This window comes from Caballeronia sp. PC1 (assembly GCF_021353155.1).
Lineage (GTDB): Bacteria > Pseudomonadota > Gammaproteobacteria > Burkholderiales > Burkholderiaceae > Caballeronia > Caballeronia cordobensis.
This window is the reverse complement of the sequence record NZ_JAJUBH010000004.1, coordinates 260,955-282,787: the sequence shown is the minus strand read 5'-3', so window position 1 is coordinate 282,787 and position 21,833 is coordinate 260,955. Positions and strand designations below refer to the sequence as shown.

At 62.7% G+C, this 21,833-nt stretch carries 26 protein-coding genes and 2 pseudogenes; 7 read left to right on the top strand and 21 right to left on the bottom strand.

The window, feature by feature from the left end; all coding sequences use genetic code 11:
* Positions 1–131 precede the first annotated feature (131 nt).
* The 9 genes from LY284_RS34470 to LY284_RS34435 form a co-directional block, all read right to left on the bottom strand.
* The gene (locus tag LY284_RS34470) at positions 132–1,151 is read right to left on the bottom strand and encodes a cation:proton antiporter (protein ID WP_309243240.1); all 1,020 of its coding nucleotides are present in this window, start codon (positions 1,149–1,151) and stop codon (positions 132–134) included.
* Entirely contained in the window at positions 1,148–1,519 is a 372-nt protein-coding gene (locus LY284_RS39160) for a hypothetical protein (protein WP_309243239.1), read from the bottom strand. The genes LY284_RS34470 and LY284_RS39160 overlap by 4 nt, the downstream gene beginning before the upstream one ends.
* A 77-nt stretch (positions 1,520–1,596) precedes the next feature.
* Positions 1,597–2,871, bottom strand: a complete 1,275-nt coding sequence (locus LY284_RS34465; RefSeq protein WP_375294326.1) for a c-type cytochrome — start codon at positions 2,869–2,871, stop codon at positions 1,597–1,599.
* A gap of 2 nt (positions 2,872–2,873) precedes the next feature.
* Positions 2,874–3,236 (bottom strand): cytochrome c family protein, encoded by a 363-nt coding sequence (locus LY284_RS34460; RefSeq protein ID WP_233391544.1) that lies wholly within the window; start codon positions 3,234–3,236, stop codon positions 2,874–2,876.
* 4 nt (positions 3,237–3,240) lie between these two features.
* Positions 3,241–4,179, bottom strand: coding sequence for a cytochrome c oxidase assembly protein (locus tag LY284_RS34455; RefSeq protein WP_233391542.1), 939 nt, complete (start codon positions 4,177–4,179; stop codon positions 3,241–3,243).
* Positions 4,158–4,493, bottom strand: a complete 336-nt coding sequence (locus LY284_RS34450; protein WP_233391540.1) for a hypothetical protein — start codon at positions 4,491–4,493, stop codon at positions 4,158–4,160. Before LY284_RS34450 ends, LY284_RS34455 begins: the two co-directional genes overlap by 22 nt.
* The gene (locus LY284_RS34445) at positions 4,433–5,134 is read right to left on the bottom strand and encodes a cytochrome c oxidase subunit 3 (protein ID WP_233391537.1); all 702 of its coding nucleotides are present in this window, start codon (positions 5,132–5,134) and stop codon (positions 4,433–4,435) included. The genes LY284_RS34450 and LY284_RS34445 overlap by 61 nt, the downstream gene beginning before the upstream one ends.
* Positions 5,131–7,053: a cytochrome c oxidase subunit I gene (ctaD, locus tag LY284_RS34440; RefSeq protein WP_233391535.1), complete on the bottom strand. Its 1,923-nt coding sequence runs from the start codon at positions 7,051–7,053 to the stop codon at positions 5,131–5,133. The genes LY284_RS34445 and ctaD overlap by 4 nt, the downstream gene beginning before the upstream one ends.
* Positions 7,050–8,006 (bottom strand): c-type cytochrome, encoded by a 957-nt coding sequence (locus LY284_RS34435; protein ID WP_233391532.1) that lies wholly within the window; start codon positions 8,004–8,006, stop codon positions 7,050–7,052. Before LY284_RS34435 ends, ctaD begins: the two co-directional genes overlap by 4 nt.
* 204 nt (positions 8,007–8,210) lie before the next feature.
* On the opposite strand from LY284_RS34435, the gene LY284_RS34430 reads away from it, so the two are divergent.
* Entirely contained in the window at positions 8,211–10,529 is a 2,319-nt protein-coding gene (locus LY284_RS34430; protein WP_233391530.1) for an FdhF/YdeP family oxidoreductase, read from the top strand.
* Positions 10,530–10,535: 6 nt separating this feature from the next.
* Here the strand turns inward: LY284_RS34430 and LY284_RS34425 are convergent, their stop codons facing one another.
* The 6 genes and pseudogenes from LY284_RS34425 to LY284_RS34405 form a co-directional block, all read right to left on the bottom strand.
* The gene (locus LY284_RS34425; protein ID WP_233392079.1) at positions 10,536–11,117 is read right to left on the bottom strand and encodes a hemerythrin domain-containing protein; all 582 of its coding nucleotides are present in this window, start codon (positions 11,115–11,117) and stop codon (positions 10,536–10,538) included.
* A gap of 111 nt (positions 11,118–11,228) precedes the next feature.
* Positions 11,229–11,390 carry a hypothetical protein gene (locus tag LY284_RS39395; protein WP_375294325.1) on the bottom strand — a complete coding sequence of 54 codons (162 nt, stop codon included), beginning with the start codon at positions 11,388–11,390 and terminating at the stop codon, positions 11,229–11,231.
* 26 nt (positions 11,391–11,416) lie between these two features.
* Positions 11,417–11,632, bottom strand: a pseudogene (locus LY284_RS39390) (alcohol dehydrogenase catalytic domain-containing protein); the annotation flags it as partial.
* Between the two features lie 48 nt (positions 11,633–11,680).
* On the bottom strand, positions 11,681–11,935 hold the full coding sequence (locus LY284_RS34415) for a hypothetical protein (protein WP_233391528.1): 255 nt from the start codon (positions 11,933–11,935) through the stop codon (positions 11,681–11,683).
* A 93-nt stretch (positions 11,936–12,028) separates the two neighbouring features.
* Positions 12,029–12,310, bottom strand: a complete 282-nt coding sequence (locus LY284_RS34410) for a hypothetical protein (RefSeq protein ID WP_233391526.1) — start codon at positions 12,308–12,310, stop codon at positions 12,029–12,031.
* Positions 12,311–12,373: 63 nt separating this feature from the next.
* Positions 12,374–12,592 (bottom strand): hypothetical protein, encoded by a 219-nt coding sequence (locus LY284_RS34405; protein WP_233391524.1) that lies wholly within the window; start codon positions 12,590–12,592, stop codon positions 12,374–12,376.
* 28 nt (positions 12,593–12,620) lie between these two features.
* Between LY284_RS34405 and LY284_RS34400 the strand changes: the two genes are divergently transcribed.
* Positions 12,621–13,076, top strand: coding sequence for a hypothetical protein (locus tag LY284_RS34400; RefSeq protein ID WP_233391522.1), 456 nt, complete (start codon positions 12,621–12,623; stop codon positions 13,074–13,076).
* Between the two features lie 444 nt (positions 13,077–13,520).
* The gene (locus LY284_RS34395) at positions 13,521–14,873 is read left to right on the top strand and encodes an IS30 family transposase (protein ID WP_233392076.1); all 1,353 of its coding nucleotides are present in this window, start codon (positions 13,521–13,523) and stop codon (positions 14,871–14,873) included.
* Positions 14,874–14,915: 42 nt separating this feature from the next.
* Here the strand turns inward: LY284_RS34395 and LY284_RS34390 are convergent.
* The 4 genes and pseudogenes from LY284_RS34390 to LY284_RS39385 form a co-directional block, all read right to left on the bottom strand.
* Positions 14,916–15,020 (bottom strand): annotated as a pseudogene (locus LY284_RS34390) (hypothetical protein); the annotation flags it as partial.
* Between the two features lie 164 nt (positions 15,021–15,184).
* A complete protein-coding gene (locus tag LY284_RS38990) occupies positions 15,185–15,745 on the bottom strand; it encodes a HAMP domain-containing sensor histidine kinase (protein ID WP_233391520.1) in 561 nt (186 codons plus the stop codon).
* 27 nt (positions 15,746–15,772) lie between these two features.
* Positions 15,773–18,805, bottom strand: a complete 3,033-nt coding sequence (locus LY284_RS34380; protein ID WP_233391518.1) for a chemotaxis protein CheB — start codon at positions 18,803–18,805, stop codon at positions 15,773–15,775.
* Positions 18,806–18,864: 59 nt separating this feature from the next.
* Positions 18,865–19,317, bottom strand: coding sequence for a response regulator (locus tag LY284_RS39385; RefSeq protein WP_175585720.1), 453 nt, complete (start codon positions 19,315–19,317; stop codon positions 18,865–18,867).
* A gap of 26 nt (positions 19,318–19,343) precedes the next feature.
* Between LY284_RS39385 and LY284_RS34370 the strand changes: the two genes are divergently transcribed.
* The 3 genes from LY284_RS34370 (at position 19,344) to LY284_RS34360 (ending at position 20,416) form a co-directional block, all read left to right on the top strand.
* Entirely contained in the window at positions 19,344–19,637 is a 294-nt protein-coding gene (locus tag LY284_RS34370; RefSeq protein WP_233391515.1) for a CBS domain-containing protein, read from the top strand.
* Positions 19,638–19,742: 105 nt separating this feature from the next.
* Entirely contained in the window at positions 19,743–20,087 is a 345-nt protein-coding gene (locus LY284_RS34365) for a response regulator (RefSeq protein ID WP_233391513.1), read from the top strand.
* A gap of 110 nt (positions 20,088–20,197) precedes the next feature.
* Entirely contained in the window at positions 20,198–20,416 is a 219-nt protein-coding gene (locus tag LY284_RS34360; protein WP_144404163.1) for a hypothetical protein, read from the top strand.
* Here the strand turns inward: LY284_RS34360 and LY284_RS34355 are convergent.
* On the bottom strand, positions 20,384–20,647 hold the full coding sequence (locus tag LY284_RS34355) for a hypothetical protein (RefSeq protein WP_233391511.1): 264 nt from the start codon (positions 20,645–20,647) through the stop codon (positions 20,384–20,386). The genes LY284_RS34360 and LY284_RS34355 overlap by 33 nt on opposite strands.
* Positions 20,648–20,918: 271 nt before the next feature.
* On the opposite strand from LY284_RS34355, the gene LY284_RS34350 reads away from it, so the two are divergent.
* Positions 20,919–21,170 (top strand): hypothetical protein, encoded by a 252-nt coding sequence (locus tag LY284_RS34350; RefSeq protein ID WP_233391509.1) that lies wholly within the window; start codon positions 20,919–20,921, stop codon positions 21,168–21,170.
* Between the two features lie 56 nt (positions 21,171–21,226).
* On the opposite strand, the gene LY284_RS34345 is transcribed toward LY284_RS34350, so the two are convergent.
* Entirely contained in the window at positions 21,227–21,811 is a 585-nt protein-coding gene (locus tag LY284_RS34345) for a ParB/Srx family N-terminal domain-containing protein (protein ID WP_045462697.1), read from the bottom strand.
* Between the last annotated feature and the right edge of the window lie 22 nt (positions 21,812–21,833).

Sequence of the window (21,833 nt, the reverse complement as noted above, 5' to 3'; positions counted from 1 at the left end):
GTCCGGAAGCTTCCGGTATCAAACGGGGGCTTGTTGCGGGACGCGACCGGACTCCAATCCGCGATCCACGCGCAGTTGCGGTCTCGTCGGAAATGGAGCGGCCACGCATGTCATGGTTGTCCAGAGAAGCGTTACGTCGAACCGCGATTCGCGAAGTACCGGTGCAGGAGCGAGGTCGCGCTCGCGCCCTGAAGGACGACGGAAAGGACAATCGTCGCGAGCACGACCGGCGCAATCGGCCGGACGTGTTCCCTGCCGGCCTGTTCGAGCGCGAAGAGCAGGTAGTAGAAGGCGCCGACGCCTCGTATGCCGAGCCATCCCGCAAGCAGGCGCTGCGGCCGGTCCATGCAGGAACCGGCGAGCGATATCGTCGCGCTGAGCGGACGGGCGACGAAGAACAGAAAGAGCGCGGGCCATATGACCTGCCAGTGAAGAAGCGCCTGCCAATGCGCCGACGCGACGCTCCCGATCAATAGCATCAACGCGAATTCGACCAGCCGTTCGAACTCGAGCGCGAACGCCATCATCGTCTCGGCCATGTAGGCATGCGCGAGCTCGGGATCGCGGGCGGCTTCCTCGCGCTCGCCGCGTTCGACCGATTCGAGCGCCTTGCTGGGCGAGGTCTTGCCGGTTGCGGCGAGCTCCTGCCGGCGCAAGGCCACGCCGGCCGCGAACACCGCGATGAACGCGTAGCCGTGCACGAGCAGCGCCGCGCCATAGGCAAGCGCCATGAGCCCGAGTGCGATGAAGCCTTCGAGCCCGAGCGCCTGCCGGTAGCGCGTTCGCAGGCGAATCACGAGGCGCACGACTCCCGATCCGATTCCCCAGCCGATGACGAGCGCACTGACGATGCCCCAGGCGATCGCCGCAGCGAAGGTCCACGGATTGCCGCTGCCGGGGCTTGCGCTTCCGCATAGCGCGAGCGCGATCAGTGCGAACGGGTACGCGGCGCCGTCGTTGCAGCCGCCCTCGGACGAAAGCGCGAAGCGCAACGGCTCATCGTCGCCGGCCTTGCGCACGCGCAATTCGTTGGCGAGCACGGGATCGGTCGGGGCGAGTATCGCCGCGAGCAGCAGCGCGGGTCCCGACGCGAGGCCGAGGCCGAAGCCGAAGGGCGCGGCGACATACACGAGGCCGATCGTCAGTATCATCGCCGGGCCTGCGAGAGCAGCGTGAGCCGCCAGAGTTCGTTCGAAAGCGGCACGCGCAAATGCATGCCGATCGCAAACAGCGAGACGACGAGACCGGCTTCCGTCAGCACGCGCAACAGGCGCAGATTCCCTTCGATGTCGGGCTCGAGCAGGCCGGCGCCGGCCGGGCCCAGCGCGAATCCCGCGATGAGATAGACCATGGCGCCGGTCATCGGCAGGCGCGAGATCACGCCACGCATGACGGCCATGAGAATCAGCAGCGCGCCTACCACCATTAACCAGACCGCCTCGATGACCACCGCTGACTCCTTGACTTCGTTGAGCGCGCTTGCCAGCGACACACGCTCGTCGGCAACGCGGTCGAGCAATCGACATTCCAAATCGCGCCCGTCTCGACGTGTGAACGTCGATTGAATCGTCGCTCTTCGATGGCGGCCGCGACGACCTACTTGTGCAGGTTGCTGCGCATCGACGCCACATCGTTCGTGGTGATCGGACGCGCATCGTTGCCCCAGGACGCGCGCACGTACGTCAGCACTTGTGCGATCTGGACATCCGTCAGGCGCCCGGCGAACGGCGGCATCGCCTGACGCGGCGGACCGTGGATCGTCCCGGGACTGTTGCCGCCTTCCACGAGCAGCCGTATTAGCGAAGTCGTGTCCTCGCCGATGACGGACGGATTGCCAGCCAGCGCCGGAAATACCTTCGGCACGCCTTTGCCGTCGTCGCGATGGCACTGCGCGCAAAAGCCTGCATACACCGCCGCGCCCTGTGCGGGCGGAATATCGGTCGCGCGCGCTTTCAGGCGTCCGGGCTGCGCATGCGCGGGATCGAAGACACCGTCGGCGGCGCCGGTCGCGGGCAGGCTCTTCAGGTACACGGCGATCGCGCGCAGGTCGTCATCGGTCAGATATTGCAGGCTGTCTTCGATCGCTTCGACCATGCTTCCATACGCGGCCATGCCCGCGCCGTGACCGGTCTTCATGAACGCGGCGAGGTCTTCCGCGGTGACGCGGCCGAGCCCTGAGCCGGGGTCGGCTCGCAGATTCGGCGCGAACCAGTTGTCGTTGATGCCGCCGGAAAGAAACGTTTTCGATGATTCGTCGTAGCCGCGCTCCTGATAGCCGATGCCGCGCGGCGTATGACACGAGCCGCAGTGCCCGAGCGACTGCACGAGGTACGCGCCGCGATTCCAGTCGGCATCGTGGCCCGGTCGCGGCGCGAAGCGGTCCTTCGGTGCAAGCGCCGCGCGCCATAGACGCAGCGCCCATCGCTGGTTGAACGGAAAGGGCACCTTCGTTTCAGGCGGCCGGTGATTTACGGCCGGCACGCCGTGCATCATGTAGGCGTAGAGGGCGCGCATGTCGTCGTCGCTGATCTTGACGAAGGCGGGATAGGGCATCGCCGGATACAGGCCCTTGCCATCGCGTCGCACGCCTTCGCGCAACGCCTTCGCGAAGTCCTCGAAGCTGTATTGGCCGATGCCCGTCTCGCGGTCCGGCGTGATGTTGCTGCTGACGATGGTGCCGAACGGCGAAGTCATTTCGAGCCCGCCGGCATACGGCGCTCCGTTCGATGACGCGGTATGGCAACCCGCGCAGTCCGCGGCTTTCGCAAGGTACGCACCCCGCGCGAGCAGGTCGGGCGAGGGCGCTGCGTCGTCCGCCATGGCGGCGAGGGGCCACAGAAGCAGGACGAGGAAAATGCGTGGGACGTTCATCGTCATTGGTGATGCAGATATGCGGCGATGTCGCGGGCGTCGATCTCGCTCACGGCGAGGTCGGGCATCGCGTTACCGGGTGCGATGCGTTGCGGGAAGCGAATCCACGTCTGGAGATTGTCCGGCGTGTTGGGCAACTTGCCCGCCACGTAAGCGCGCTCGCCGATGTTCTGCAACGTCGGGCCGACCTTGCCGTATGCGCCCGGCACGCCGTCGATCCGATGACACGCGCCGCAGCCGTAGCGCTGGATCGCATCGAGGCCGCGTTGCGGATTGCCTCCCGTGATCGAGTCGGAAGTAGGCGGCTGGCCCTTGCACGCAGCGAGCGCGACGACCGGCAACAGCGCGACGATAACTTTGCGCATGCTCTCATCCCTCTCGGGCGATGCGCTCGCCTAAGCGCGGCGGCGGGCGTCGCATCAGCCAGCGCGCACCGACGATCAATCCGCCGATCAGATAAGCGAGTCCGCCCGGCACCCACATCACGAGGCCGCCGAGTTGCTGATCCTGCAACGGATCGAAACCGAGCGCGCGCGTCGTCTCGATGCACGACGGATACCAGATGCCCGGCGCCAGCGTCAGCAATGCGCCGAGCGCGCCGGTGTGAACCATCGTCGTGAAGAGGGAAAGCATCGCGTGCGCGTTCGACGTGCCTTCCGAGGCACCTGCCGATACGCGGCCGAACACGGCCCACCAGAAGAGCAATGCGCTTGCGAGGAAACTCGCATGCTGCAACGTATGGATGCCGGGCCGCGCGAGCGCCGCCTCGAAGAAGCGCGGCGCATGCCAGACCCAGAGCGCGGCGGCGTGCAGCGTCCACGCGACGAGTGGCAATGTGAGCCAGCGCCACGGCAATCTGATCCAGCGCGAGCGCGTCGCCGCGCCGATGCGTACTCTCGCGTTCGCGGGAAACGCCCAGAGCCACACGCCGAGCGGCCGGCCGATGACGAGCAGCGGCGCCGCGACCAGCATGAAGAGTTCGTGCTGAAGCATGTGCGCGGAAAACAGCCATTCGCTCAGTGCGTGCAGGGGCGACACCAGCGCGACCACGAGCGGGAGCCATCCCGCGATGAATGCGGCAAGCCTCGCGGCGCGCTTTCCGCGGCCTTGCGCGCCGCGCCTGCGCAGCTTTACATATCCGACGAGATAAAGGACCACGCTCACCGTCAGCACGATGACGACCCACGGCTCGAACGTCCACGCGAGAGGCGACGTCTCGGGCGTGTCGGCGAGGACGTGCGCGTTTGCATCGGCACATGCGAGCAGCGCACAGAGCGGTGCGAGTTTCAACACGCGGACAGGAACCATTGCGGTATCGATATGGCGATGACGGACAAGACCGACAGCGCGCCCACGCCTGCCGCGACCGCGGCGATGAACGCCGGGCGCGCGGGACGAGCGGCGGTATCGGGTGTCGGCAGGGCGAGCGCACGCCGCGCGTCGCGCCAGCGCTGCCAGGCGAGCAGCGTCGCGGCCACGCACACGATCGCGCTCGCGCCGCTCACACCGTGCAGCAACGCCAGGCCTCCGAGCCGGCATGCCGGCGTCACCAGCGCATAGTTCACGCTGAGGCAGCCGAGCACGACGGATGGAGCGCCGAGCAGCGCGAGCCAGGTCTGCATAGCCGCGCCGCCCAATAGATCACGCCGTAGATCGGCAGCCAGCTCAACACGACGAAGTACCAGTAGAGCGCGTTCTCGCTGACATCGACGAACCGCTTGCTCTCGAACGGTCCGGTGAACAGGAGCACGGTGAGCACGGCGGTATCGACGGTATCGGTGATCAGGTGCGTGGTGTGCAGGCCGAGCAGCAGCCAGACGACCGATCCATACGCGTTCGTGTACCAGCTCACGTGCAGCGAAGCGAATTCCAGTCCGCGTAGCACGAGAAACGCCAGAGAGGCGACGAGGCAGACGGCGAGCCAGATGGCGGCTCTCGTGCGCTCGCCGCGTTCGGCCGCTTTCTTCGCAAGCTGGTTGGGCCACAGGCTCACGAGCAGCACGGCGGTGTTGAGCGTGCCCCACAACAGGCGCGGCGCGTCGACGGCCATCGGCCACGCGGGCGCGCGCGAGCGCAGATAGAAGTACATCATCACCGCGATGGCGAACACGGTGCCTTCGATCAGCATCAGGCCGGCCGTGCTCCACCACATCAGACTGCGGTGACTGAAGGCGAAGGTGGGCAGCGCGCGCACGTCGAGCGAGAACTCGCCTGTATTGCGCCGGTCGGGCCGCGGCGTCGCGGCGCGGGTATTAGTGTTCATGGCTGACGCTCCCGCGCGACGGCGAGCCGGTTATCGGCGCGGTTCGGCCAGAACCACCCGATCATCGCGACCGCAACGGGCAGCGATGCCCATACGATCGCCCACGGTGTATAAATGGAGCCGATGAAAAGCACGGTCGTCGCCACTGCGCTCACGAATGGCCAGAGGGATGGCTTCGGAAACAGCGGACGGTGATCGGGCTGCGCATCGAGGACGCTCGTGACCAGAACCTCGCGTGCATCCGCAGCAAGACCCGCGACGAATGCGGGCTGCGCGGCGGGTTCCCACAGCGGATCTCGGCCGTGCACCACCGGAATGGCATCGAAGTTATGCGGCGGCGGCGGCGACGGCACGCTCCATTCGAGCGTTCCCGCGCCCCACGGATCGGCGGGAGCGCGTTCGTCGCTCCTCACGCTTCTGACGACATTGACGATGAAGAGCAGCACGGAGAGCGCGATCATGTACGCGCCGACCGTCGCGGTGAGATTCATGCCGTCCCAGCCGAGCCCGTGCGGATAAGTCCACACGCGTCGCGGCATGCCTTCGAGACCGAGCAGGTGCATCGGGAAGAAGGTCACGTTGAAGCCGATGAAGAACAGCCAGAACTGCCACTTGCCGAGACGCTCGTCGAGCATGCGCCCCGCGAACTTCGGGAACCAGTAGAAGAACGCGCCGAAGAGCGGAAACACGCCGCCGCCGAACAGCACGTAATGCAAATGCGCGACCACGAAGTAAGTATCGTGAACCTGCAGATCGAGCGGCACGGACGCGACCATGATGCCGGTCATGCCGCCCATCACGAGTATGAAGAAGAACGCGAGCACGAAGAGCAGCGGCACGCGCAGATTCAGCTTGCCGGTCCAGAGCGTGCCGATCCAGCAGAAGATCTGAATCGCAGACGGAATCGCGATCATCAGACTGGCGGCGGTGAAGAAGCTCTTGCCGAGCTCGGGGATGTTCGTCGCGAACATGTGATGCACCCACAGGCCGAACGCGAGGAACGCGGTGGCGATCAGCGACAGCACCATCGCCGGATAGCCGAACACCGGACGGCGCGCGAAGGTCGGAATGATCGACGAAATGAAGCCGAGCGGCGGGATGAAGACCAGATACACCTCCGGATGACCGAAGAACCAGAAGAGGTGCTGCCACAGCAAGACATCGCCGCCTTTCGCCGGGTTATAGAAATGCGTGCCGACGAGCCGGTCAAGAATCAGCGCGGTGCTGCACAGCATGACGGCGGGCATCGCGAAGATCACCATGAACTGCGTGACGAGCGTGGCCCAGGCGAACAGCGGCATACGGTTGAGCGACATGCCGGGCGCGCGCATCTTGAAGATCGTCGTGATGAGCACGACTGCTTCGAGCAAGCCGGACAGTTCGGTGAAGGTGATCATCTGCGCCCAGATATCCGCGCCCTTGTTGGGCGAGTAGTCGGGACCGGCGAGCGGCACGTAGCTGAACCAGCCGGCGTTGGGCGCGGTGTTGACGGCGAGCGCGCCGAACAACAGCAATCCACCGAATAAAAAGACCCAGTATGCGTAGGCGTTCATGCGCGGAAACGCGATGCTGCGTGCGCCGATCATGAGCGGCACGAGATACGCCGCGACGGCCTGCATCACCGGCACGGCGAAGAGGAACATCATCGTGGTGCCGTGCATCGTGAAGAGTTCGTTGTAGAGGTTTGGTCCGATCAGGCGCTGATCCGGACGCGCGAGTTGCGTGCGCATGATGAGGGCGAGCAAGCCGGCGAGCAGGAAGAACACGAAGGTCGTGACGATGAAACGCCGTGCGATCGTCTTGTGGTTGATCGCGCTCAACATGCCGATGAAGCCGGGCGGATCGCTCCAGGTTCTCGCGAGCGCCTCGCGCACTTCGGGCGCGGCGTGCGGACCGTCGGTCAGCGGCGTGTCCGTCATTTCAAGGTCTCCAACCACGTTAGGAGCGCCTGCAGGTCGTCGGGCGGCAGGCGTGTGGGCGGCATCGCGGTGCCTGGCTTGAGTGTTTGAGGATCGAGAATCCAGCCGGCGAGATTGCCGCGATTGTTCGCGAGCGTGCCGGCAGCGATGAACTGACGGCTTGCGACGTGCGTCAGGTCCGGACCGATGGTTCCCTGCGCCGGTGTGCCCCGGATGCTGTGGCAGCGAGCGCAATCCTGCGTCAGGAACACGTCGCGGCCGCGCGTGGCGACGGTGTCCGACGTGTCCATCGCCGGCTCGCGCTGTCGCGCGGCCCAGGTTTCGTACTGCGCGGGCGGATCGGCGGTGACCGAGAAGGCCATCAGCGCGTGTTCATAGCCGCAGAACTCGGCGCACTGACCGCGATAGACGCCCGGCTCGTCCGCACGGAACTCGATGGTCGCGTCGCGTCCGGGAATCATGTCTTTCTTGCCGTGCAGGTTCGGCACCCAGAACGTATGAATGACATCGGCCGCTTTCAGCGAGACGACGACGGGACGACCTACGGGAACATGAAGTTCGTTGGCGAGCGTGAAGCCGGGCGCGCCGCCATCGGACAGATAGCGCGCCTGCCACCACCACTGGTAGCCGGTCATTTCGATGCGCAGCGCGTTGTCCACCGGCAAGCGGGACAACGCACGGTCGGTGAGCACATCCGCGAGCACGAGCCCGACTAGAAGCAGCGCGGAGAGCCCGGTGGCCGCGGTCACCCACAGGCGCATGCGCGGCTGCGGGAGATTCACTGTAGACACATCAGCCGGCGTCGCGCGGTTGGCGCGCGGGGCGCGCAGCAGCGAGATCAGACACGCCAGCAGGATCGCCGCGAAGACTGCGCAGCAGACCGCGATTGTCAGATGCCAGAGATCGAGAATCCGGGTGGCCTGAACGCCGGCGGGGATCAGGGCGCTTTGCATGGTACGTCGGCCAACTTCTCAAGCGTGTTGCGATTGGTCGGAAATGGACAGAAACCAGACAGCCACGCTCGATTAAGCAATCGCTGTTCCAGAAAATCGCGAGTATCGTGCAGGACCGCGGTCGCTTTGACGAAGGCCGTCGAAAGGGAACGCCATTTGCTCACGCGTGGTGCAAATACATCGAACACGTGCGAGGCAAAGGACATGGCCGAATCAGACAACAGCGTTCGCAAGAGCGCCGCATACCCGTATTCGTCGGGTGGATGGGGATCGCTGAAAGCGGTCACGGGCGCGCTCGTTCAGGAGAAGGTGCCGCTGAAGGAAATCACGGTCTTGCTGAAGCAGAACAAGCCCGATGGCTTCGCCTGCGTGAGCTGCTCGTGGGCCAAGCCGGCGGACCCGCATACCTTCGAGTTCTGCGAGAGCGGCGCGAAGGCGACCGCGTGGGACCTGACCGCGAAGCGCATGACGCCGCAGTTCTTCGAGCTGCACACGGTGACGGAGCTATGCGCATGGCACGACCACGATCTCGAAGACGCGGGGCGTCTCACCGCGCCGCTGCGCTTCGACGCCGCCACCGACAAGTACGTGAGCGTTACCTGGGACGAAGCATTCGAGGATATCGGCCGCGAGTTGCGGGCGCTCGATCCAAAGCGCGTCGCGTTCTACGCATCGGGAAGGGCATCGCTGGAAACGTCGTACATGTACCAGCTTTTCGCGCGCATGTACGGCACCAACAATCTTCCCGACAGCTCGAACATGTGTCACGAAAGCACGAGCGTCGGGTTGAAGGCCGCGATCGGCGTGGGCGTCGGCACGATCAGGCTCGAGGACTTCGAGAAGACCGATCTCATGTTCTTCTTCGGGCAGAACGTCGGGACCAATAGTCCGCGCATGCTGCATCAGCTCCAAGACGCAAGAAAGCGCGGCGTGCCGATCATCACCTTCAATCCCTTGCGCGAGCCTGGGCTGATCAAGTTCGCCAATCCGCAATCGCCGCTCGAGATGATGACGCCGGCGCATACGGTGATTAGCACGCAGTATCATCAGGTGAAGACGGGCGGCGACACGGCCGCGATGCTCGGCCTCTGCAAGGCCGTCATCCATGTCGACGACGACGCGAAGACACGCGGCGAGCCGCGCGTGCTGGATGTCGACTTCATCGAAGCGCATACGACCGGCTTCGAAGCCTTCGCAGATTACGTGCGCGCCGCGTCCTGGTACGATATCGAACGCGTGGCAGGACTGCCGCGCACCGATCTCGAAGCCGCTGCCGCGGAATACATGCGCGCCAACGCGGTGATGGCGCACTACGGGATGGGCATGACGCAGCACAGGCAAGGCGTGCAGAACGTGCGCATGCTGTGCAATCTACTCTTCCTGCGCGGGAACATCGGCAAGCCGGGCGCGGGGCCGTCGCCGGTGCGCGGGCATTCGAACGTGCAGGGGCAGCGCACAGTGGGCATCACCGAGAAGCCGGAGCTCGCGCCGCTCGACAAGCTCGCGAGCCAGTTCGGCTTCGAGCCGCCGCGCGAGAAAGGCATGAACATCGTCGAGACCTTCGAGGCGATGCTCGATGGCAAAGTAAGCGCGGTCGTCAATCTCGGCGGCAATCTCGTGCGCTCGGTGCCGGACCGCATGCGCATCGAACCGGCGTGGCGGAACCTGAAGCTCACGGTCAATGTCGCGACGAAGCTCAATCGTAGTCATCTCGTGCATGGGGAGAAGTCATACATTCTGCCGTGCCTGAGCCGTATCGAGATCGATACGCAGGCAAGCGGCGCGCAGGCGGTGTCGATGGAAGACAGCACGGGCTGCTTTCACGGCTCGCGCGGCGTGGCCGAGCCCGCATCGGCCGATGCGCGCTCGGAGCCGTATATCGTCGCGGCGCTGGCGAAGCATACGCTCGGCGAGCGCTCGACCGTCGACTGGGAACGTTGGCGCGACGACTATGCAGTGGTGCGCGATGAAATCGCGAAGACATATCCCGAGACCTTCCACGACTTCAACGAAAGAATGTGGACGCCGGGCGGCTTCCCGCGCGATCTGCCCGCACGGGAGCGCAAGTGGAAGACGAAGAGCGGCAAGGCGGAGTTCTTCGTGCCCCAGACCATCGGTGAAGACCCGGACATGCCCGAGCGCGAACCGCAATCGCTGCGGCTCATGACGCTGCGCAGCGACAGCCAGTTCAACACGACGATCTACAGCCACGACGACCGCTTTCGCGGCATCGGCGGCGGCCGCATGGTGATCCTGATGTGCGAGGCGGACATGACGCGCCACGGTCTCAGGAAGGATGACCGCGTGACTTTGCGCACGATCGCCGACGATGGCTTCGAGCGGCGCGTTGCGGGTCTGCGCATCGAACCGTACGACATACCGCAGGGATGCATCGCTGGCTATTACCCGGAATGCAATCCGTTGCTGCCTCTATGGCACTACGCGAAGGAAAGCAAGGTGCCCGGCGCGAAGTCGATCCCGGTTCATATCGTCGAGGTGAACGGCACGCCGCGCGAACCTTGAGCGCCGTTACGCGCGATATCCGCGGCGCCCGGCAGCGGGCCGCAGACAGTGCGCGAGCGCGAGCGCGCCGATCGACATCAACGCAAACGATGCGAGCGGAAACGTGCCCACGGTATTCGCCGCGATCGCGCCGGGCCGGTGTTGCGCGACGAGCTGCATGCGGCGCTTCGTCATGCGCATGCCGAGCTCGGATAACTGCGAGGCGAGCGCGCGTTCGGCCGTCGGAAGCAGCACGGTTTCCTCATCCGCGACGTGATGCATCACTTCACGCATGAGCTGCATGAAACGGGAGTCGTAGGCGGCATCCTCCGGACCCATCGAACGCAGCTTCGCGATATCTTCGCGCATCTTGTCGTGCTCGGGCTTGCTCTTCGTGAGTCGCTCGTCTCCGGCCATCGCTTCGCTGAGCGCCGGATAGAAGATCTCTTCTTCGAGTTGCGCGTGTATTTCCAGCGCCGTGCAGGCGAGCTCGACGATAGCGCGCTTTCTCCACCACGCTGTTTCCACGTGATAGCGATGAAAGGCGGCCATCACATGCGTGTGATCCATGCGGATCATCGTCGTGATGGAAGGCGAGCAGAATGGCATGTCCACGATGACCCCTCAGTCGCGTTTCAGGGTGATGATGACGCGGATTCCCGCGTTACCGCTCGGCTTTTCCTGAACATGGTAGGCTGCGGTCCCGTCAGCTACGCTCCCTCAGGGCTTAAGGACCACCTTGATACAACCATCTTCCTTGTCGCGGAACGTTTTGTACATCGAGGGACCATCGTCCAGCCGCATGCGGTGCGTGATGACGAACGAAGGATCGATCGGTCCTTCCTGGATGCGGCGTAGCAGATCATCGGTCCAGCGGTTCACGTGCGTCTGGCCCATGCGCCAGGTGTGTCGCGGCCGACCTCGACCACTTCGCCCATGAATTCGTGACCCATCACGTCGCCGGATTTCATGCCGGGCATGAAGCCGTCAAACAGATGGAGGTCCGAGCCGCAGATTGCGCAGGTCGACACCTTGATGATCGCGTCGCGGCCATGCTCAATGAGCGGGTCGAGAACCGTGTCGTATCGGATATCCCTCTTGCCGTGCCAGATGAGTGCTTTCATGGACGCCTCGGGCGACTGCGCTGCAATGGCGGGTACGCTGTCGTGAACCTAGGCCTGGCTGTCGGCCTTTCCGGGTCTGCCGCTGCGGCTCGAGGGCTCGAGGTCGGGATCGACATGATCGTGCTCGGGGACATACGGACCTTCTTCCGGATGATCCTTTCCTTTGGGCACCAGAGTCGGGTCGATGTTGCCGTGCTCACGCTGTTCGATGGTGCCGTCGCCCTTTACCCTTACATCGCCTTCGCCAAGCGCTTTGCGGCGCTCGTCCGCACGCTCGACGGGATCAGATGGTTCGTTTTGCATCGCCTGCTCCTTCAGCACTCTTGAGGGTGTTGCGGTCCATTCGAGCAATCGGTATGCCTCGGTCACCGAGCGTGCAGGCCGTAGGTGCACGCTTCATCGCGGAGCAAGACGCATTTCGATGGAGTGCCCGGGTGTTGACGCGATTGCCGGGCGGCACGGAGCGTTGCGCACTTGCATGGCCTCGATCACCCCGCGTAAACGCTGCGCCGTGCGTAGCAATCCGTTGTCGAGCGAGGTCGTCGGCGACCAGCCGGGCGCCTCGAGTAGCGCCATATCCGGCTGTCGATGCCACGAATCATCCATCGTCGGAGATTTGAACACGATCTCCGACGACAACCCTGTCAGCTCGATGATGCGCCGCGCGATATCGAGCATCGAAAGCTCGTGGCAACCTCATCGGCGTGAAGTTGAATCGATAGGTTGTACGTATTGCATGTGCTACAGGGAATCACATGCCCCGGCGCTTTTCAGCGGTTGGCGGTCGCAGGCATCGTCGAGCGCCTGCGCGACGCGCGGATGCACGCCCCGCGAGTTCCTGGCGTACGGCGCGACGCCGAATGCGGCGCATGAGACCAGCACGGCGGCGACCGTCGCCGCGGACATGGGCGGTTCGCGCAGCGCGAGCACGAAGCGGCCGCCGCCGTTGACGAGGGACACGAATGCATCCCGACGCGCGAGACAGACGATGGCAAAAGCCCATTACCGGCGCCATCTCCAGGACGCTATGCAGCATTTGTTCGACGGACACGTTGACGCGAGCCGCGGACGCGTAACGGAGATCGGCAGAAACGGTCAGCTCGTGAAGCACGATGAGCGCCGCGATCACGCAGATCGCGGATGCGTTGATGTCAAGAAAGAGCGCGCAGAGCACGATGCCCGCGCCTTCGGTCAGCTGCGCGATATGCATCAGCGATTCCTGCACGCTCGCGTTGTCAGGGAGGTTGGCTCACCCGTGACAGAGCGCGTCGGCGGTGCCGGCGGCAAGCCATATAGGGAGAACGCAATAGAGCAGAAATTGTTGCGCGACTTTCGGGTTCATCTGTACAAGCCCTTGGGACAACTTTCGCCAGAGCAAGAGCGATACCATGCTTCGATTTGGCGTCGGGCTCGTTGCAACGCTGCATCGAAACGCGCGAAATAAGCGACATCCGCAGAAAAATGCTCGCCATGCTGCGGGGCGGGCAAATCCCACTTGGAGATGAACATGCGCCGTCGAAAGGCGCATCTTCAGTATGCTACGTTCGGAGGCGTCCGTCGCTGTACGGAAAGCGTGCCGCTGTGCAGTGCCGGCGTAATGGTAGCCGGATGAGTCGGCAGTCGATCCGCTCGTTGGCAAGGCGGCCGCACGCTCGGATGCATCCCGCGCGCAGTACACGGTCTAGGCAGGAATGATGCGCTCGCGCTTCAGGCGTTGGAACAGATCGGTAAAGGCCTCGGGCGTGCTTTGATATATGGTCGAGCAGGATTCAAGCTGCCGTAAACGCCTCACCAACTCGTAACCATCAAGATCGGGCAAAGGCGGATTCAACCGGTCGTCGCAACACCTTTGATCGAGGAGGTGTTTATGGGACGACCAGCGGGCTGGATGCGTAAGTTGACAGGGCGAGGAGCGATGCGCTCGCCAGGTGCGCCGTCGCATCGACGTGAGATCGAGCGGCGATTCTGGGAGCAAATCGCAACAGGTATTACGAGCGAGAAGGCTGCAGAGGCGGTTGGCGTGTCGCAGGCAGTAGGCACTCGCTGGTTCCGTCATAATGGCGGCATGCCACTTTCCATGTTGAGCCCGATATCCGGGCGGTACCTGTCGTTCGCGGAGCGAGAAGAGATTGGACTACTTTCGCATCAAGGCGTCGGGGTGCGCGATATTGCTCGTCGTATCGGACGCAGCCCATCAACGGTCTCCCGGGAATTGACACGTAACGCTGCAACGCGTGGCGGGCAGCTTGAGTATCGGGCTTCGGTTGCGCAGTGGAAGGCGGAGCTGGTTGCCAAACGACCTAAACCTTCGAAACTGGTGACTAACCCACGGCTGCGCCACTACGTGCAGGACCGTCTGGAGGGCAAGGTTCGCGACGCTGATGGCCGTGAGATTTCTGGGCCCCGGCAAGCACCATTCAAAGGGAGAAACAAACCGCATCGCGGTGCCCGTAAATGGGTCAATGGCTGGTCGCCTGAACAGATTTCCAACCGGCTGCAGACCGACTTCCCGGATGATGAAGCCATGCGCATCTCTCACGAAGCCATTTACCAGGCTCTCTATATTCAGGGCCGAGGTGCTCTCAAGCGCGAGCTGGTCAGCTGTCTGCGCACTGGGCGGGCGTTGCGCGTGCCGAGGGCCCGGGCACAGGCCAAGGCTTGGGCGCACGTTAGCGAGGACGTGATGATCTCCAGCCGGCCTGCAGAAGTGCAGGATCGTGCCGTGCCAGGGCATTGGGAAGGTGACCTTATCATCGGCCTGAACCGGTCCGCAATCGGAACGCTGGTTGAGCGGACAAGCCGGTTCACCATGCTCGTCCATCTACCTCGCGAGGAGGGCTACGGGCTGATGCCCAGAACGAAGAACGGTCCCGCGCTGGCTGGCTACGGAGCTGTCACGATGGCCAATGCGCTCAAGAAGACCGTGACTGACATGCCTGCCCAGTTGTGGCGGTCATTGACTTGGGATCGTGGAAAAGAACTATCTGATCACGCCCGCTTTACGGTTGAGTCCGGGGTAAAGGTATTCTTCGCCGACCCGCACAGTCCATGGCAGCGCGGCACGAACGAGAACACGAACGGCCTTCTGCGGCAATACTTTCCAAAGGGCACAGACCTGTCCCGGTGGAGCGCTCGAGAGATCCAGGCCGTCGCCAATGCACTGAATTCCAGACCCCGGAAAACGCTTGGTTGGAAGACACCGGCCGAAGCCCTGGACGAATACCTGAGTTCTGCTCAATAATCGAGTGTTGCGACGACCGGTTGAATCCGCCAAATGAACGTCGGTAATAACGAGGTCAAACTGCGACTGCTGTGCCGACTCCAGGGCTTGTTGCGCATTTGGTGACGTACTGACCTCTGCTTCATAAAGAGCAAAGAGCTCCGCCATTGCCTGCAACGAATCTTCAGAATCTTCGACGACGAGTACACGGACGCCTCTGAAGATCGACGGGTCTGCGTGCGAGCCGCTGGCTTGTCGATGTGCGAGCGAGGCATCAGTTGGCAGCCAAACCACGAAACGCGATCCTCGGCCCTCGCCTTCGGACGATGCTTCTACCGCGCCACCATGAAGCTTGGCCAGTTGGCGTACAAGGGACAGCCGATTCCCAGCCCGGCGGATCGAACACGAGACGGAACATTGGGCGCCTGCTGGAAGATATCGAAGATCGAGTCAAGCAAATCAGGTCCGATGCCGACCCCGGTATCGGACACTTCCAGGCGCAGCTTGTTTTGCTCCGGGCGAAGCTTGACAGTGACCGTTCCGCCGGCAGGCGTGAATTTCAAGGCGTTGCTCACGAGATTCCAGATGATCTGTTCAATCCGAACGGCGTCGGCACGAATTACGCGGGGCTCAGGAGGCACGTCCATCTCGAGCCGGATTTCGCTCGCGGCAAAATCATGGCGCATTGCTTCAGCTATCGACCGTGCAATCTTCGCGACGTCAGTCGGTGCAAAGCGCAGCGAGAGCTTGCCGGTTTGAATCCGTGAGAAGTCCAGCAAGTCGTCGATGATTTGTGCCTGGCTCAGGACCGACTTTTGAATCGCGTCGGCGATCTCCTGAATGCGGCTGACGTGCTGCGCTTCGGGCATTCGAGCGAGAATCTCTGCTTTCACGTGAATCAGGTTGAGAGGATTCTTGAGTTAGTGAGACAGCACCGCAATGAATTCGTCTTTCAGGCGGCTTAATTTCCGAATCTCGGTGTGGTCTGCGCGCTCCCGAGCGAGGGCCATGTCTTTGCGACCTTCGATGAGCTTTCGGTTGGTGGCGTCGTGCACGATCTTGGCGAAGCCTGGAAACCCCGGCACGTCGATGCGGCTTAGGAAGCCACTGCAGAAGACGCGCTCGCCGCTTTTTGTGACGTGCCAGCGCTCGTCCTCCGCGCGCCCCGTGCTCCGCGCCTTGCTGCATTCTTGGGCAGGCATGCCGGCCGCAACGTCTTCACTAGTAAAGATCGCATCGAGCGGACGACCCTGCATCTCTTCGGTCTGGTACTCGAAGATTCGGCTCGCGCCGACGTTCCAACTTACGACCACGCCGTCATCACTCAGCACAATGATCGCAAAGTCTTGGGTTTCCTGCGCGGCGAGCTTTAGCTTTTCCTCGCTCGCCCGTGCCTCGCTCTGTGCGGCTTTCTGTTCAGAAATATCGATGAGTGCGAGCACGGCCCCGTCAATCCTGTCGTCGTCGGTGCGATAGGGGATGACGCGTGCAAGGAAGGTTCTGCCATCGTTGCTCCGCACTTCTTTCTCGACTGTCTTGAGGGACAGGAACGCGGCGCGCAGATCGTCGATCATCTCCGGATATTCGAGTCTGTGCGTCAGATGCTCCAACAGTCGGCCGGTGTCGCTTGGCAAGATGTTGAATAGGGTTTCCGCAGGCGAAGTATGTCGCTTGATGCTGAGGTTGCGGTCGACAAATACTGTAGCCACGCCCACCAGAGCGATCAGGTTCCGCAGATCGTCGCCGGCCCTTGCCGCCTCCTGAACCTTCGCGAGAAGTTCGGAGTTGACCGTGACCAGTTCCTCATTGAGGGACTGCAACTCTTCGCGACTCGCTTCCAACTCTTCGGAGGCGGAACGCAACTCTTCGTTCATGGCCTGCAGTTCTTCGTTGGATGCGCGAAGTTCTTCGGTCGAACTTCGTGCGTCTTCCAGTGAACTGCGCAGGCGATCTTCGCTTCCAGCAAGCGCTTGCCTCAGAGAATCGAGCGTATCCTCACCAGGCTCGCGGCTCACGGTGACGTCGACCGTGGGAAGGGGCGTGGGTAGATCGCATGTAAGCGAAACAAGATCTTCGTCCCGTGCGAGGTCGCGATATGGCCGGAACGAAAGGTTCACCGCGATCTCGCCCGACGCCGTCGCAAATGGAACAGCTTCCTCTTCGACGCGATGTCCGGAATCGATGCAGCGCTGAATCGCCTGGCGCACTCGAGCGTGGGCGTCGTTACGAGCGACATCGACAAGATTCGATGCACGCGTGCGCCTCAAATCTTCCGTCAGCCTGTTTGCATTCGCAGAACGATAGACAATGGCCCCGTCAGTGCGTACAACAATCACCGGCGGTCCAAACAAGTCAAGCGATTGCGCCTGCGTCGGAGCGGTCGAAGGATTCGGCTTGTCGGGCGGCAAGTGGAAAAACGTCTGACCCAAACCGATAAATGGTTGAACCTGAAAGTTCGGATAGGTGGCCACACCGTTGGATGCCGCTCTCGGTATTGCCCGATAGATCTTCTTCTGCTTGTTCAGCGGCGTGAAGAATTCTTGGGCGAAGTCGGCCGATTCTGCTGTGCCGAGGAAGAGCGGCCCCCCTGGGTGCAGCGCGAAATGAAAGGCTTCGACAACCCGCGCTTGAGCCGGACGGTCGAGATAGATGAGCAGATTCCGGCAAGATATTAGGTTTATCCGAGAAAACGGTGGATCGCGCAGGAGATTATGGGCGGCGAAAATGACTGTATCGCGCAAGGATTTGGCCAGCCGATAGCGGTTCCCGTCCTTGTGGAAATAGTTGGCCAGCCGAACCGGGGAGACGTCGTTCGCGATCGCCGCCGGATAGCTCGCGGCTCTTGCGATCGCGATCGCACGTTCGTCGATGTCGCTCGCGAAGACCGAGACACGAGGCCGGTTAGGCAGTCGACGGGCCACTTCATCGAGCACGATCGCAACAGAGAAAGCCTCTTCCCCGGTCGCGCACGCCGGTACCCACGCACGCAGATCCTCGAGCCCGTATTTGCCGTTGATGAGCTGATTACGCAACGCCTCTTCAAGCGCCTCGAAGGCCGTCGGGTCGCGAAAGAAATTCGTTACGCCGATCAGCATGTCCGCTAACAGTCTGGGTGTCTCATCAACGCTCCCGGTCAGAAAGGCTTTGTAGTCGGCCAAAGTCTTGAGCCCGTTGACTTGCATGCGGCACTCGATGCGACGCACGATCGTCCCGCGCTTGTAATTCGAAAAGTCATGCTGGGTTCGTGCTCGCAACATTTCCAGCACTTCGTCGATGGCGTTGGCATCTGGAATGAGCGAATCCGTGCCACCGGACGCTTCGTCGGGGTCCGACGGGGCCGGCAGTTCGATCTGCGCGGCGTTTCTCACTAAGCCAAGGAGTCGCGGAACGATTTCGGCCACCGGAAGCACGAGATCGACGTCCCCGGTTGCAATGGCGCTGCGGGGCATTTCGCCATACTCGGCTTCTTCCGGTCGCTGCGCGATCGTGATGCCACCCTGTTCGCGAACGCGGGCAATGCCAACCGAGCCGTCTGTTCCGGCACCGGAAAGTACGACGGCGACAGCGCGTGCTCCGTGGGCATCGGCCAGGCTACGAAAAAACACATCGATGCTGGTAGGCGGCGAGCGCGGCGGTTCGGCGTCGCTTAGGCGAAGGTATCCGTCGACCATCGACAGCAGCTTGCCGGGCGGAATCACATAGACGTTGTTCTTCTCAAGCGGCACTGGACCACTTACTTGCTGGACGCGCAGGCCAGTCACGCTCTGAATGACATCGTGAGCATGGCTTGTATGATCTGGTGATAGATGTAACACCACGACGAACGCTACGCCCGCAGACGAGGGCGCGGTTTCGAAGAGTCGTAAAAGAGCTTGTACACCGCCTGCGGAGGCGCCGATCCCGACGACGGCGAAATCCGGCCCGACCCGCTTGCTATGTCCCTTATTTGTCATGCCGCATGGTTCCTTGCCCAACAAGCGAAGCGCCCGATGCCCGGACGACCGTCCCGCGTTCAACCACAGATAACCCGGCCCCTTGCAGGAAGGTCTTGTTTTTTGCCCCAACTACAGCGGTGCAACAAGCGCATCATAGCGAGTAACGGTGCGACCCCTTTGCCTTTTCGGTAAAACCCGTCAAAACCGACTTTTATTCCCATCGGCTTTACAACGCCTTCGTTAATGTACGCTATCAAAACCGCATCGCCGGCGTGGCTGGTAGCGTGAAGACGCGCCGCGAGTTCAAAGCCGTCTGGCCACGGCATATTGATATCGAGCACAGCGACGTCGGGCGTCCACGACTGGATGCGCTCGAACGCCATGTCAGCGCTGAAAGCGAAACGCGCTTCGTGACCTGCTTGCGACAGCGCGAGAGCGATCGCCTCGGCTCCGAGGGCGTAGTCGTCAACGACTAGGCGCAGAACTACATTTCCAGCCGGAGCCGATTGATTGAAAGACCGTCGGCACACATCCGAAATCGCGGCTCAACGGCGTCGTGACGGATCGCGATATCGTGGTTCGCGCGGTATCGGCGGGCAAGGTAGCTTCGTGCGCCGTGCAGGAAGTGGCGAGCGAGCCGGTGGAATGGTGCTTTGAGAGCGACGACATTGAAGACGCCATGCGCCAGATGGAACCGTTGCAGATACGGCGCATGCCCGTCGTGAACGGCGAAAAGCAACTGGTCGGGATGCTTGCACTGGGGGACATCGCGACTTGGTCGGACGGCGAAGCTGCGTCGACGCTCGGCGCGATATCGACGCCGTCCGTGCCGAGCCGCGAACCGAGATAGCGCCGTTGCGAAGTCCGTCCGAGAGGTACGGGACTTGCTCATGTTGCTGCAGGATGCGCGCCTTGTCAAACACCGGGGGCTGGCCGCAGTTGGCCGGAATCGACAGTGCTGTTTCTGTTCGTCGAAGATGATGCAAACGTCGCAGCGGCGTTCGCCGAACTGGCCGCCTCGCTCGGCCATCATGCGCACGTCGCGCGTACCGGCGGCGAGGCGCTGCGCATGACAGCCCAGACTCGCTACGACTCCGTGTTCATGGATATCGGCTTGCCGGATATCGACGGACGCAAGCTTTGCGAATTCGTGCGCTGCGCGGGTGCATCTACGGCGGCGTGCATCGTCGCGGTGACAGGCACGCGTGGATTCGACATGGATTCATCGCGTCAATTCGACGGCTATCTGCGCAAGCCCGTTACCGCATCGGAACTCACGGAAGTCATCCGAAGCTGCTGAGGCGCCCTTCGTGCAACTTTGCGCGGATCGCGCGGCAACGTATCCTGCATAACATTCGCTTAAGGTAAGCCACGCTACGATCGCAGCACGACAACGCACGTGCTGCCTTCATGAACCGATACTTCACCAACAAGCAGGGCGCCATCCGCCGCATCATCGACCTGAAGCGCAACGTGCCCGAGGCGAGCCGCGCGACTGTCGTCGGCCAGCAGAAGGACGGCGGGGAAGTCCACGGACTCGAGCAAGTGCTTCTTCACGTGCGGATCGGACGGATCGCTCATTTCACTTGCAGCGGCTCATACGTCCAGGAGATCGTCTTCGTCAGCTAGTGGATGCAGACAATCGTTAGGTTCCCTGATTGCATAGAGCCGCGTCGGTAACGCGACGGGGCTTTGCGGGTCGAACCAGCTCATGTCGGGAATGCGCGAATCGGTGACGTAGATTGTGCCGTCGGCGCCTTCCGAGAACGTGTCGGGCCAGACTACATGCTTGTCGCGCAGCAGCGTGGTTAAGCGATCGCCGTCGCGCACGCGGATCGCGTGATGCTCGACCGACGACACGTAAAGCCGTCCGGGCTTCGACTTCTGGGCGCTCGGGCCGCATCTCGATCTGCTCGTCATTGTCGGCATATAAATGGTGCTGCCATTCGTGCTGCGCACGGGCACGTGGGGCGCGACGATGTACGGCCAGCTCATGGGCCGCGTGATCTTTCATCGGCTGAAATAGGAAGGGCCGTTCACGCCGCCGTCCGACCAAGGCACGCTCGACAGACGTGCGATTGGCTCGAAAGGGCTCGGCTGTCGTGGCTCGCTGAGCAGGTGGCGCGAATACGTGATCGACGCGCTGCAGGCATCCGGCAAGCCGATCTGGATCAATGAGATAGGCATCCGTCCAGACTTCCCCGGAACGCCGGATCGGGCCGTGACCTTCCTCTATAACAACTTGCTAGAGGCGCTGCTCTCGATCGCACCGAAGTACGACATCGAATCGCTGCAGGTCTTCGAGCTCTACGACGATCCTCCGACCGGGCAGGGTGCGTACGGCATCATTCTGAACGATGGCGTGACCTTCAGGCCCGACTAAGCCGCGGTCAAGAACTTCATCGCCGCGAAATCGAAATAGATCCGGCGAGCCGAGCTTCAGCCCGTGAAGCCCGGCAGGCCCGCCGCCGCCTTGCTGCGCGCGAGGCCGAGCGCGGGCGCGATCAGGGCGTCGAATTCCGCGTCGCTTTGCGGCGGTGCGAAGTGCGCATGAAGGAAATCGGCCCAACGAAAATCCGCGAGCGGCACGTCGGTTTTTGCGTAGCCTCCGGCATCGCGCACGAAGGCCGCGAGGCTGCGGAACTCGTCGTTCACGGCATCCCCCATGTGGCGCGGCATGTCCCTGAACGGCACGCGGCGGCGCGCGGCGTCGTACGGATAGACCCATGAACGGTTCTCGAGCGTCACCCAGAAGTCCGCGACCGACAACGCGGACAGATCCCTGACCAGGACAAACGGCACGCGCGTCACGCCGATCCGCGACAGCGCGCACGCGGCATGATGATGGTCGATCACGAACGGCTCGCTGCCCGGCCCAAGCACCACCGCAATCGGCTTCTCCGCGATGGCCATCTGGAGGTCGTGGCCGCTCATCGCCTTGTATTCGGCGGTCTTCCGCCTGATCTGGCGCTCACCGTGCGTCATCTGGGTCGGGCGCAGACGATCGATTTCGAGCGTGTTCATGACCCGTTCCCCTTTGAAGAAA